Raw genomic sequence first — 12,377 nt, 5'->3', positions numbered from 1 at the left:
GGGCAAAGCCATTATACTGCTTGGGGTTGGGCTTGGGGTTGGAACTGGAAGAGAGAATAAACGACATTACGGCGAATATCGATCATCATTTCCAAGAACATTTCGTAACCCTCTTGTTTGTATTCAATGAGGGGATCTTTTTGTCCATAACCCCGTAAGCCAACGGCTTCGCGTAATCCATCCATGTTTTGTAGGTGTTCACGCCAGAGGGTGTCGATTTGTTGGAGGATAAAGAATCTTTCGGCTTGACGCATTAACCCCGGTTGGAGTTTTTCGATCTGATTTTCTTTGATGTCGTAGGCTTTATGAACTTCTTCTCTTAAAAAGGTTTTCATCTCGGTGGATGTCATATCTTCTAAGTCTTTGACGGTGACATCTTGGAGGAGGTAGATAAACTCTTTGGCTTTGTCCACGAGCGCCTCCAGGTTCCATTCATCGGGGGGTAAGTCGGGATTGACGTAGGCATCAACAATTTCATCCATGGTTTTCTCGGCATACTGGATAACTTGATCTTTCAAATCTTCTCCTTCTAAAACTCGACGACGTTCAGCATAAATCGCCCGTCTTTGGTTGTTCATCACTTCGTCATACTCAAAAACGCTCTTACGGGCATCGTAATAGAAGGTTTCCACCTTTTTCTGGGCGCCTTCAAGGGAACGGGTGAGCATTCCAGACTCGATGGGCATATCTTCCTCTACCCTAAAGGCATTCATGAGTCCAGCCACGCGATCGCCCCCAAAAATCCGCAATAAATTGTCCTCTAAGCTCAAAAAGAAGCGAGTAGAACCGGGATCTCCTTGTCTTCCTGCCCTTCCTCTCAATTGGTTATCGATACGGCGGGATTCGTGTCTTTCTGTACCAATTACGTGTAAACCTCCTGCTTCGATTACCTCGTCATGTTCTTTGCCTGTAAGGTTTTCATATTCACCACGGATGCTATTATATACTTCCCGTAGTTGGATTAAAACGGGATCTTCAATGGGTGCTTTTTCCGCCGCGATCGCAATTTTTTCTTCAGCATCCAATTCTGACAATCCTTGGAAACCGTAACTATCCACCGCCAACTTCACCACTTCTTTTAACTGCGTTTCGGTTTCAGAAGATAACTCACAGGGGAAAATATCAGAAGTGGCCTTCCAAGTTTTGGGTTTTTTACCATTGCCATTGCCGTTAAAACCTTGCCCTTTGGCTTTTTTACCCATATCAATCCCCGCCACACTAAATTTTAATTGATCATCTTCAGGACGAACAATTTGGGGCATGAAATACTCCCGAATTTTCAGCCTTGCCATGTAGTCAGAGTTACCACCGAGGATAATATCTGTACCACGCCCCGCCATGTTGGTGGCAATGGTTACAGCCCCTTTTCTTCCTGCCTGAGCCACAATTTCCGATTCCCTTTCCACGTTTTCAGGACGGGCATTAAGCAGGTTATGGGGAATCTTTTTCTCCGCCAAAAGGGTTGATAATAATTCCGATTTCTCTACGCTAGTAGTACCGACTAATACAGGGCGCCCCGTTTCGTGCATCTCCGCACATTCTTCTGCTACCGCTTTCCATTTAGCGATTTCGTTTTTATACACCACATCGGGCAAATCATTACGATCATTAGGGCGGTTGGTGGGTACGATGGTTACTTGTAGGTTATAAACTTTCTCAAATTCTGTCTCCTCGGTTTTGGCTGTACCCGTCATCCCCGATAGTTTTTCGTACAACAAAAAGAAATTTTGATAGGTAATACTGGCGAGGGTTTGGGTTTCCCGTTGAATTTCTACTTTTTCCTTGGCTTCCACGGCTTGGTGTAAACCATCGCTCCATCTCCTTCCTGCCAATACCCTACCTGTAAATTCATCCACGATTACCACCTCATCGTTACGCACCATGTAGTTAACATCACGGGTGAATAATTCTTTGGCTTTGATGGCATTGAAAACGTAGTGCGCCCAAGGATTTTCTTGATCATACAAGTCTGTTACTCCCAAAAGTTCCTCTGCCTGGGCAAAACCTTCATCGGTTAGTAACACATTACGGGCTTTTTCGTCCACTTCGTAATGGCCGCCATCTCCTTCTTCCTCTTGTTTCGTAAGCATCTGGGCTATCTGGGCAGCCTGTTGATATTTTTCTATGGGGCGATCAACTTGTCCTGAAATGATTAGCGGTGTACGGGCTTCATCCACTAAAATCGAATCTACCTCGTCAATGATACAGTAATGGGGCGATCGTTGTACCACTTCTTCAATGGAAGTCGCCATGTTATCCCGCAAATAATCAAAACCCAATTCGCTATTAGTAGCATAGGTAATATCTGCCAAATAATTTTTGCGGCGCTCCACCGAAGTCATACCGCTTTGAATTAAACCTACTTCTAAACCCAAAAAGCGGTGAATTTGCCCCATCCATTCGGCATCACGACGAGCCAAATAGTCGTTAACCGTCACCACATGAACCCCTTTCCCCGTCAATCCATTAAGATAAGCCGGTAAAGTCGCCACTAGGGTTTTACCTTCCCCTGTTTTCATCTCAGCAATTTGCCCAGTGTGTAAGACAATACCCCCTAAAAGTTGCACATCATAATGGCGCATACCCAAAACCCTTACCCCAGCTTCTCTTACTAGGGCAAAGGCTTCCACCAAAATCTCATCCAATATATCATCTCTTTCTTCCTTAGTTTTTGTCTTGGCAAACATCTCTTTAAAAGATGCCGTTTTTGCCCTCATTTCATCATCAGATAATTTTTTAAAATCTTCCTCTAATAGATTAATCTCGGCAATCAGAGGTTGTAACTTTTTTAGTTTTCTTGCGTTAGGATCACCAAATAACTTTTTAAACATAGTCTAATTTATATAATTGCTTTTATCTATTTAATATATTTTTTAATCATATCATTTTGAGGAAAAGAACCCATGTACCTTAATTAGGGTTTGCAGCAAAAAGTGAAGGCGGGTAATAGACAATGGGCAGTTAACAAACTATCACCTGCAACCTGAAATCCGAAACCTGAAACCTAACCATATTGACAACCATTATCCAAAACTAAGGTTATGAAAATATATTTTGTTCGCCATGGTATCGCCCAAGAAAGAATCGCAGGGGAAGATAATCCCGAAAGGGCATTAACCCCCAAAGGCATCGCCAAAACCCACCAAGTAGCCCAAAAATTGAAACAAGTTGAAAACTGCTGTAACCTGATTATTACTAGCCCCTATGTTCGAGCTAAACAAACCGCCGAAATTCTCTATGAACATAAAATTGCTCCAAAAATAGAAGAACGTAACTATCTAATGCCCGATGGAGACATTCAACCATGGCTTCATAGCCTACAAAACTCAAGCTATAGTAAAGATGATAAATTAATCCTGGTAGGTCATCAACCAGATCTCGGAAACTGGGCAGAAACACTGATATGGGGAAAAAGTGCAAAAAAAATCACCTTGAAAAAAGCAGGAATAATCGGTATCAATATTTTCGATATTTATAATCCTCTTGGTAATGGTGAAATATTTTTACTCATTTCCCCCAAGTGGTTGTTAACAACAATTGACAGTTGACAGGGGAAGGTTAACAATGGAATTTAATGAAAGTCCCAGATACTCTAACAGTCGTTTAGTATCTCCTATGACTTATAAGAAACTAAAAATCAGTTATTTTCACTTAATATATTTATTTGTATAAGGTATAAAAATGGCACAACCAGCTTGTGAGTATAAACCAGGTTTAGAAGGAGTACCCGTAGCCCAATCTAGTATCAGTTACGTTGATGGGAAGGAAGGTATCTTAAAGTATAGAGGCATCAATATTGAAGAATTAGCCACTAAAAGTACCTTTTTGGAAACGGCATTTTTATTAATTTGGGGCAGACTACCTAGTAAACAGGAATTAGATGATTTTCAAGAGGATATAAATAACCACCGTAGAATTAAATATCATATTCGAGATATGATGAAGTGTTTTCCTGAAAGTGGTCATCCCATGGATGCTCTACAAACTTCGGCGGCAGCCCTTGGGCTTTTTTATTCTCGTCGAGCTTTGGATAAGGAGGAATATATTAGAGATGCGGTGGTAAGAATTTTGGCAAAAATTCCCACTATGGTGGCGGCTTTTTCTCAAATGCGTCGGGGGAATGATTCTGTTAAGCCTAATGATGATCTTAATTATTCTGCCAATTTCCTTTATATGCTCACGGAAAAAGAGCCAGAACCGTTAGAAGCTCGTATTTTTGATGTGTGTTTAATGCTTCATGCAGAACATACGATGAATGCTTCTACTTTCTCTGCTATGGTAACAGCTTCTACTTTAACTGATCCTTATGCGGTGGTGGCTTCTGCTGTGGGTACTTTGGCCGGTCCTCTCCATGGGGGGGCGAATGAGGAGGTATTGACCATGTTAGAGGAAATTGGTTCTATCGAAAATGTACGACCCTACATTGAAGATTGTATTGAAAACAAAAAGAAAATTATGGGCTTTGGTCATCGAGTCTATAAGGTGAAAGATCCCCGTGCTAGAATTCTACAACAGTTAGCGGAAAGACTTTTTGAGCTTACGGGTCATGATGAATATTATGATATTGCCCTAGAGGTTGAAAGGGTTGTGGCGGAAAAGCTAGGACACAAGGGTATTTATGCAAATGTGGACTTTTATTCTGGTTTGGTATATCGCAAGTTGGGCATTAAACCTGATTTGTTTACTCCAATGTTTGCCATTTCCCGTGTGGCTGGTTGGTTGGCTCACTGGCGCGAACAGTTGGCTGTCAATCGCATTTTCCGACCTACTCAAATTTATGTAGGACAAAAAGATGGGGTTTATGTTCCTATAGAAGAGCGCTCATAAAATAATCAATCAAAAAGCCCTCGGATATTCCAAGGGCTTTTTAAGTTAGGGATTCCCTATAGGGTTTCACTGTAACTGCTGGATGAAACTTTTAAATAACTCTCGTAAATGTACCAATGACCAAATCAGAATTATATTTTAAAGAATAGCTCCAGAACTCAGATCAGTTTGCCCAGCTAGAGAACCCAAAGTTTTACTACTATCAACCATGGGCATCACCTCCTTTCTTCCTGAACGGTTAAACTCTAAAAGGTTTATTTGTTAATAATCTAACATAGGGATTTTTATTATGTCAAGTTTTTTTGCTTTATAATTTTGCGGGGACGGGATAAGAAGATTTTTTAAGGGCGATCGCACCAAATATCATTAAAAGATCTAAAGTTGTTGTACCATTGCCATAGATTGTGGATGTATCATCGATTCATTCTATCCATTGTCTTGATAAAATAAGATATATAATCCTTTATCATCAATTATCATTAATTTTCCCTCCATATAATGCGACCAACTAAAAATCAACAACTTATCCTCGATTTACTTCAAAAAATAAAAGGAGAAATTAGCGCCCAACAAATACACTTCAAATTAAGGGAAAAAGGCTCTAGCACTGGTTTAGCAACGGTATATCGTAGCCTAAAAGCTCTACATCAAGATGGCTTAATTCAAGAGCGAATCTCCTCCACTGGTGAATCTCTCTACAGCGTTATCAAACGTGAACATCATCCCCATCATCTTAACTGTGTTTCCTGCGGTGAGTCCATTCCCTTAGATGATTGCCCTGTGGATGAACAACTACATCAATGGTGTGCTTCACAAAAATTTACAGTTTATTATCATACCTTAGAGTTTTTTGGTCTTTGTAATGAGTGTCAACAACAATATACCGAAAAATAAAATCATTATTAATTTTTTTATAATCAATACCTGAACACCTGTTCATGTGTTAACATATAAACATAAATCAAATTCTAACTGTATTTAGGAGAAAAAAATATGACTACCGTAACGCAAATGAAGTGTGCTTGTCCCTCTTGTTTATGTATCGTTAATTTGAGTGATGCAGTGCAAAAAAATGATCACTATTATTGTTGTCAGGCTTGTGCTGATGGTCATCCTAGTGGTAGTAGTGGTTGTGGACATACTGGGTGTGGATGTCATAAATAACCTGGAGTTTGGGATAAAATTTATAGTCTTGTAAAGGGGTGAATAATTGACAATTGACAATTGACAATGAATAATTGAACTATTTTACTCTTACTCCCCATTTCCCATACTCCCCATCCCCTGTAACCTGTACGGACGTGCCATGGTACGTCCCCTACCATACTGGCAAATCCCGAACTGAGGTCAAAAATAATAATTGAAAATGGATAATTCTTCGTAATATTCTCAATATCCTTGACTTCTATCCGAAAACCACGGTTTTGTTACCATATACTAATACCCTTTGTTGGAGATGTAACCTGACGGCACGGGAAAGGACTATTTTTTCTAAGTCTTTTCCTTTTCTAATTAAATCAGGAACGGTGTCACGGTGACTAATTCTTACCACGTCTTGTTCGATGATAGGCCCTGCGTCTAAATCTTGGGTCACATAATGCCCTGTGGCACCGATAATTTTAACTCCCCTAGAGTATGCTTGGTGATAGGGTTTTGCCCCTACGAAGGCAGGTAAAAAGGAATGGTGAATATTGATAATATTGGGTATTTGTTGGATAAACTGGGGGCTTAATACTTGCATATATTTTGCCAATATCACTAAGTCGATATGGGCTTTTTTGAGTATTTCAATTTCTTTGGCTTCTTGTTCGGTTTTATTTTCTTTAGTGATGGGAATATAGTGATAGGGGATGTCGAATTGTTGGGCTACGGGGGCTAAGTCTTGATGGTTACTAATGATTAATCCTACCTCGGCTTTTAGTTCTTTGGCTTTGATGCGCCATAATAGGTCATAGAGACAATGATCTTGTTTGCTTACCCAAATGGCAAGGCGAGGAATGTTTTCGGAAAAGTGTAGTTGCCATGTGGCTTTGAGGGGAAGGGCGATCGCACCAAAGGCGGCATCAATTAAATCCTTAGGTAAATTAAAACCCTCCAATTGCCATTCAATGCGAGAGAGAAATAAACCCGCTTCTAAATCCGTGTGGTGATCTGCATGAATAATATTACCACCATTAGAATATATAAAGTTAGCTATCTTTGCTACTAAACCCTGTTGATCTGGGCAAGATACTAATAATGTTGCGGTTTCTTTGCTCGGAGATTTCCCCATAGTTAATAGTTTCTTTTCTGTTTGTTAAGTATTAAGATGGTTATTGTTAAACAAGTTTATAAGTCTTTACACTAAAAATGTGTTTATGTCAAGATATTTAATCTTATTTTAAGATTCTTGTCAATTTGGTGAAATTTATAGTTTGAGGGCTTAACCTAAAAATAGTAATTTAAATAGCAATAATTTTACTATTGTAAATTATCCATTAACCATTCACCGACTCCATCAGGAGTGATAGATTATGAATATGTGGTTATCTTTCTTTTTCTCTTTATTACTAACCAGTTTAGTGAGTTTTGCCACTCCCATCATTGTATGCGTATTAATTTTAGTATTCTTTTACCTCATGGCATATATCCCAGCCCTTGGGTTTTTGGCAGAAAAAGGTTATGAACATACTTGGAACTTTTTTACCATTTTTGGTGATGGCTCTGGTAGTATGGGTATTCTTACCATTGGTGCTACCTGTGCGGTGGTAGGGTTTTTATTTGAGGCCCTTAATTTTTATCGTTATCAAACTTTAGTACATCAACCCCTCCCCTCATGGTTATTACCTCAAAATGTTCCTGATTTTCTTTCCCATAAGGGCATGAAAGGAAAACGTTAATTAAAAAGTTTCTAACTAATCCTTAATGTCCAAAACTCCGTCTTCTAGCTCAATAATTCTTTCAGCCACATCTAAGATGCGATCGTCATGGGTTACTATTAAAATAGTACAACCTTGTTCTTTCGCTAACTTTTGCATAATTTCCACCACATCACGGCCAGATTTACTGTCAAGGGCTGCCGTGGGTTCGTCTGCTAATACCATTTTGGGGTGAGATACTAATGCCCTGGCAATGGCTACCCTCTGCTTTTGCCCCCCTGATAAATTTTCAGGATAATAGTCAATGTGAGAACCTAAACCCACTGCTTCTAACATTTCAATGGATTTTTTTTTGCCTTCTTCGGAAGAGAATTGAGGGTGTAAATCCATAGACATTTGTACATTTTGCCTAGCAGTTAAAGACTTTAATAAGTTATGGGCTTGGAAAATATAACCGATGTTTTTTCTAGTTTCAATTAAAAGATTATCCCCCGCACCGACTAACTCTTTGCCAAATACTTTTAGGCTACCATGGGTAGCACTACGCAAAGCACCCATTAAGGTTAAAAGGGTGGTTTTTCCTGAACCAGAAGGCCCTTTCATAATTACAACTTCCCCTTTTTCGAGGGTCAAATTAATATCAAAAAGAATTTGTTTAGTTAATTTATTATTTGTATAATAAAAGTCTAGATTTTTAATTTCGACTACTTTATTATCTTCCTGATTTTTTATTTTTTTTTCGGTGTTTAATTCGGCTTTTGAAGTTAACATATTTTTATTTTTGTTTCATAGAATAAGATTTTTTATGCTTAATAGTAAAAAACTTGGGCTTTGAGAAGCCATTATATTCACAACAAGTCTAATTAAGAATCATTATTTTATTTCCTATCTTTTTTAATCTTAAAATATATCCGCAGGATCAGCTGACTTTAACTTATTAACGGCGATCGCCCCTGACACAAAACACATACCCAATGTTAGAATATAAACCTGAGAAGCAAGGGAAACCGTCATGTAAATAGGTAAACCCGTTGCCCCTGCTGCCGCATTGTAAAGAAGGGCAGAAACCCCAATCCCGGGGATAAAACCCACACAAGCAAGGATAAAAGCCTGTTGAAACACCAGACGCAACAAATAATTATTAGTGTAACCCATGGCCTTAAGGGTAGCATATTCAGGAAGATGATCCGCCACATCAGTATATAAAATTTGATAAACAATAACGATACCCACAATCAAACCCATCAGCGCCCCAAGGTTGAAAATAAAGCCAATGGCGGTGCTATTTTCCCAGTATTCTCTTTCATAGGCGACAAATTCTTCACGGGATAAAACTACCACATCCCCTTGATCAAACTTTTGTTTTAAAGTGTTAATTACAGCCTGATAATTTACTCCTTCTTCTAAGCGAATTACCCCCATATCAATTAAATTTTTATCTCGATCAGGAAAAATTCTTAAGAAGTTTAAATCACTGGTAATTAAATTACCATCCGCACCAAAACTAGAACCAATGGAAAACAACCCCCCAACAGAAACTTCCCTTTCATTTATTTCGGTGGTGACACTTTTTCCCTCATTAAACCATTGGGGAATAGGTCCAAATTCTGGTCTTGATTTATCATCAAATAAAACCACATCAGATAATTTTAATTGATTTAAATTTTCTTGTACTTCAGGGAGTTTAAAAAGCTGTTCTTTAGGATTAAAACCGATTACCATTATTTGTCTTGTGGATTGATTTTGAGGATTTTTCCAGATACCAAAACCAATATTTACATAGTTAATAGATTTTACTCCTTCCAATCCTAGGGCTTGTTGTAGCCTACGGGAAGAAAAACTTTTCATAGAAATTAGGGCATCTGATTGAGGACTTAATAAAAAAACATCTCCCTCTATTTGTTCATGGACAGTAACTGCACTTTTTAACAAAGCACTTTTAAAACCTAACTGCATAAACATCAAAAGATCTGCAAAACTAATACCTGCGATCGCAATTAATAATCTAATAGTTTCCCTACTTAATTGTAACCAAGCTAGAGGTATTTTCATAATAAAATTTGTACAAATACTTGTGAATAAATAAGACCATTTATAATATCATTATATTCAGGATTAACCGCTATTTTTACTTCCACAACCCTCGCATCAATACTGGCAGCCGGATCAGTTTCCAAGACATCTTTCTTGCCAATTTTGCTACTAATTTCCACCACATTTCCCCTGATAGTGTCAGTAAAAGTATTATTTTCACTTTCAATAGTTGCTTCTTGCCCCAACTTTACCCTGGTAATATCAGTTTCATAAACCTCCGCCACCACCAACATTTGTTCAGTGTTAGCCATTTCTACCACCCCCTGGGCATTGTCAATGTTTTCTCCCTCCCTCGCCTTTATCTCAATGATTTGTCCATTGATGGGGGCTTTGATTTGGGTTAACTCTAGCTCAATTTCCGCCTGATTAACCCCCGCAAGGGCGCGGTTAACCTCCGCCTCAGAGGCCGCCACATCTACCCCTCTAACTTCCCTAATTTCCTCTAGTCGGGCTTGGGCTTCGTTTATCTGTTGAGTTAGGGTGCGAATATTTTGGGTTGCCACCGCTTCTAATTCACTAATTTGAGCATTGAGGGTATCAACGGTTTTTTGGTAAGTAGCTTCCGATTCTTGAAAACGTTTTTGGGCAGCTTGAAAAGTTAATTCCCTAGTTTCAAATTCCGATTGAGAAACCACCCCATCCCTAACTAAATCTTGATAGCGCCGTAATTCGTTTTGGGCATTATTTAACTCCGCCTCGAGTCTTTCCACCGTAGCTTGTCTTTCTACTCTCTCGGAGGTAATTTGCGCCCTCAGACGACTAATACGGGCGTTATCTACCTCCCTTTGGGTAGCAATTTGGGCTTGTAATCTTTCGATGGTTGCTTTTTGGGCGTTAATTTCTCCTTCCTTTGCCCCTGCCCTAACGATGGCAAGATTTGCCCTGGCTACTTCTAAATCTTTTCTTGCCCTTTCCAATTCCGCCTGTTTAGTATCGTAGTCGGTGGTGGTGGCGATAACCTCTCCCCTGCCCACAAAATCTCCTTGGGATACCAATAGGGTTCTAACTTTCGCTCCAGCCATGCTAGGAGAGGCTGCAACGGTGATAACTTCCCCTTCGGGTTCAATTCGCCCCAAAGCACTCACTGCCTCAATGGTAGCCGTGGGAGGGGGTGTAGATTCTTGCCCTTGGGTTTGAGAGTTTGTCCTTTGCATGACATAAATGGCACTCCCCCCTAGGGTTATTACTCCTAGGATGGCGGATAGGATTATCCATTTTTTACCATTATCGGCGAAGACTGAGGTGCGATCGCTCATTATTTTTTGTCAGTAATGATTAATGTATGTAACATATCTTCATCTTACCAGTTTTCCTCAACCCTAAAATCAGGACAATCCCTCGCTAACTCCGTATTAGCAATATTAGGTTGAATAGTACACTTTAAGCGATAATCATTGGTAAAATACTGACAATGGGTGCAAGGAATTTCGTGCATTTCCCGACTACGCTTCACTGCCTCCCTTAGCCCTCGAAAAATACTACCACCCAATAAAAATATAAACACCCAAGCCCCCACAAAATATAGGGGCTTCAAATAGATATAGTAATCTTCCAAAAAACGGGTAATAATTGGTAACATAAGCTCCATTGAAATTTATTCATTAACCAGAAAACGATTTTATTTCGAGCTTCTTACCCACAAAAGATACTTTCCATTAGCCGGTGGTTTGTAACAAATTGACTAAACGGGAAATTTGCTCCCGATTAAACACCTGAGAAAGAGTATCTGCCGCAGTTTCTGGATCTAATGTTAGCAAAATCTGGGGCATTTTGGATTGGGCAAGTTGCTCTAAACCTTGAGATGGTGCAATTTCTGAGCCTTTTCCTACCTCCAAACAATCCCCCGCCAACTTAATTTCCTTAATCACCACAGGTGCAAGAAGACGATAGGAATGTTTGGGATTACCAATGGCTTTTTGAGCCGATTTTAAAAGATTTTTCCAGCCATTCTCCTCAGGGGCAAGGTTAATCAACTTATCACAAATCCCCTCTAACTGTTGACGATTATCTGGGGTTGACTCCTGCTTAAAAATTACTAACATTCTTTGTAACAACTGTCTTACTTCACCAACAATGTCATCTTTAGGCACAGCAATCAAGGAAGGAGTAGAAGCCCTAACCGATTCGGAGGTAACTTTAGGCGCTTTAGGAATATCCCCATCTACTAATTGTAAGAGATAATTTTGCAATTCCACAAAATGGGGTTCGGCCGCTTGTAAAATTCCCTCCCCTTCTTCATCTTTTAAGCCAAAGGGCCCTTGCAACCGTTCTAGTAAATCTTGTAGAATATCGTATGCTTTCAGGAAAAGACTTTCTAAGGTTTGATCAGGTTCAACGGTTTTATCTTTAATTACTTTAAAAGCATCTTCAAGACGGTGGGCGGTGGTTTGAATACTGGTAAAACCTAACATTGCTGCCCCCCCTTTAATGGAGTGTGCCGCCCTAAATAATTCGTTAACGCTTTCCTCATCTTCGATAACTGAGGATAAATCTAAAATCCCTTTTTCTATGGTTTCTAAATGTTCTTTAGCTTCTTCGATAAAGTAGCCGACGATTTTATCGTTATTACCACCATCCACAGCGTTCTACCTCACAATA

The 12,377-nt window shown here is 39.5% G+C and carries 12 protein-coding genes; 5 read left to right on the top strand and 7 right to left on the bottom strand.

The window, feature by feature from the left end:
• Window positions 1-11: 11 nt before the first annotated feature.
• Window positions 12-2,831, bottom strand: coding sequence for a preprotein translocase subunit SecA (secA, locus tag IQ215_RS10950; RefSeq protein ID WP_193801354.1), 2,820 nt, complete (start codon window positions 2,829-2,831; stop codon window positions 12-14).
• Window positions 2,832-3,041: 210 nt separating this feature from the next.
• Between secA and sixA the strand changes: the two genes are divergently transcribed.
• The 4 genes from sixA to IQ215_RS10930 all read left to right on the top strand — a co-directional run bounded on the left by sixA (window position 3,042) and on the right by IQ215_RS10930 (window position 5,991).
• Window positions 3,042-3,548, top strand: a complete 507-nt coding sequence (gene sixA, locus IQ215_RS10945) for a phosphohistidine phosphatase SixA (protein WP_193801353.1) — start codon at window positions 3,042-3,044, stop codon at window positions 3,546-3,548.
• A gap of 133 nt (window positions 3,549-3,681) precedes the next feature.
• Window positions 3,682-4,827: a citrate synthase gene (locus tag IQ215_RS10940; RefSeq protein ID WP_193801352.1), complete on the top strand. Its 1,146-nt coding sequence runs from the start codon at window positions 3,682-3,684 to the stop codon at window positions 4,825-4,827.
• 498 nt (window positions 4,828-5,325) lie between these two features.
• Window positions 5,326-5,721, top strand: coding sequence for a Fur family transcriptional regulator (locus tag IQ215_RS10935; protein WP_193801351.1), 396 nt, complete (start codon window positions 5,326-5,328; stop codon window positions 5,719-5,721).
• Window positions 5,722-5,820: 99 nt separating this feature from the next.
• Window positions 5,821-5,991: a metallothionein gene (locus tag IQ215_RS10930; RefSeq protein ID WP_193801350.1), complete on the top strand. Its 171-nt coding sequence runs from the start codon at window positions 5,821-5,823 to the stop codon at window positions 5,989-5,991.
• Window positions 5,992-6,232: 241 nt separating this feature from the next.
• Here the strand turns inward: IQ215_RS10930 and purU are convergent, their stop codons facing one another.
• Window positions 6,233-7,099: a formyltetrahydrofolate deformylase gene (gene purU, locus IQ215_RS10925; RefSeq protein ID WP_193801349.1), complete on the bottom strand. Its 867-nt coding sequence runs from the start codon at window positions 7,097-7,099 to the stop codon at window positions 6,233-6,235.
• A 241-nt stretch (window positions 7,100-7,340) separates the two neighbouring features.
• On the opposite strand from purU, the gene IQ215_RS10920 reads away from it, so the two are divergent.
• Window positions 7,341-7,706 (top strand): hypothetical protein, encoded by a 366-nt coding sequence (locus IQ215_RS10920; protein ID WP_193801348.1) that lies wholly within the window; start codon window positions 7,341-7,343, stop codon window positions 7,704-7,706.
• A gap of 15 nt (window positions 7,707-7,721) precedes the next feature.
• On the opposite strand, the gene IQ215_RS10915 is transcribed toward IQ215_RS10920, so the two are convergent.
• From IQ215_RS10915 to IQ215_RS10895, 5 genes are all read right to left on the bottom strand, one after another.
• Entirely contained in the window at window positions 7,722-8,456 is a 735-nt protein-coding gene (locus IQ215_RS10915; protein ID WP_193801347.1) for a DevA family ABC transporter ATP-binding protein, read from the bottom strand.
• A 129-nt stretch (window positions 8,457-8,585) separates the two neighbouring features.
• A complete protein-coding gene (devC, locus tag IQ215_RS10910) occupies window positions 8,586-9,737 on the bottom strand; it encodes an ABC transporter permease DevC (protein WP_193801346.1) in 1,152 nt (383 codons plus the stop codon).
• Window positions 9,734-11,035, bottom strand: a complete 1,302-nt coding sequence (locus tag IQ215_RS10905) for an HlyD family efflux transporter periplasmic adaptor subunit (RefSeq protein ID WP_193801345.1) — start codon at window positions 11,033-11,035, stop codon at window positions 9,734-9,736. Before IQ215_RS10905 ends, devC begins: the two co-directional genes overlap by 4 nt.
• A gap of 44 nt (window positions 11,036-11,079) precedes the next feature.
• Complete coding sequence (locus tag IQ215_RS10900) at window positions 11,080-11,358, bottom strand: hypothetical protein (protein WP_193801344.1); 279 nt, start codon at window positions 11,356-11,358, stop codon at window positions 11,080-11,082.
• A 76-nt stretch (window positions 11,359-11,434) separates the two neighbouring features.
• On the bottom strand, window positions 11,435-12,358 hold the full coding sequence (locus IQ215_RS10895; RefSeq protein ID WP_193801343.1) for an Hpt domain-containing protein: 924 nt from the start codon (window positions 12,356-12,358) through the stop codon (window positions 11,435-11,437).
• Window positions 12,359-12,377 lie beyond the last annotated feature (19 nt).

Origin of the sequence: Cyanobacterium stanieri LEGE 03274 (genome assembly GCF_015207825.1) — a bacterium.
Lineage (GTDB): Bacteria > Cyanobacteriota > Cyanobacteriia > Cyanobacteriales > Cyanobacteriaceae > Cyanobacterium > Cyanobacterium stanieri_B.
The sequence above is the reverse complement of the archived record's forward strand: the minus strand, read 5'-3'. Positions and strand labels throughout refer to the sequence as shown.

Bases quoted from the DNA above. Each gene is read 5' to 3' on its own strand.
- secA (WP_193801354.1), bottom strand. From the start codon at position 2,831: ATGTTTAAAAAGTTATTTGGTGATCCTAACGCAAGAAAACTAAAAAAG.
- sixA (WP_193801353.1), top strand. From the start codon at position 3,042: ATGAAAATATATTTTGTTCGCCATGGTATCGCCCAAGAAAGAATCGCA.
- IQ215_RS10940 (WP_193801352.1), top strand. From the start codon at position 3,682: ATGGCACAACCAGCTTGTGAGTATAAACCAGGTTTAGAAGGAGTACCC.
- IQ215_RS10935 (WP_193801351.1), top strand. From the start codon at position 5,326: ATGCGACCAACTAAAAATCAACAACTTATCCTCGATTTACTTCAAAAA.
- IQ215_RS10930 (WP_193801350.1), top strand. From the start codon at position 5,821: ATGACTACCGTAACGCAAATGAAGTGTGCTTGTCCCTCTTGTTTATGT.
- purU (WP_193801349.1), bottom strand. From the start codon at position 7,099: ATGGGGAAATCTCCGAGCAAAGAAACCGCAACATTATTAGTATCTTGC.
- IQ215_RS10920 (WP_193801348.1), top strand. From the start codon at position 7,341: ATGAATATGTGGTTATCTTTCTTTTTCTCTTTATTACTAACCAGTTTA.
- IQ215_RS10915 (WP_193801347.1), bottom strand. From the start codon at position 8,456: ATGTTAACTTCAAAAGCCGAATTAAACACCGAAAAAAAAATAAAAAAT.
- devC (WP_193801346.1), bottom strand. From the start codon at position 9,737: ATGAAAATACCTCTAGCTTGGTTACAATTAAGTAGGGAAACTATTAGA.
- IQ215_RS10905 (WP_193801345.1), bottom strand. From the start codon at position 11,035: ATGAGCGATCGCACCTCAGTCTTCGCCGATAATGGTAAAAAATGGATA.
- IQ215_RS10900 (WP_193801344.1), bottom strand. From the start codon at position 11,358: ATGTTACCAATTATTACCCGTTTTTTGGAAGATTACTATATCTATTTG.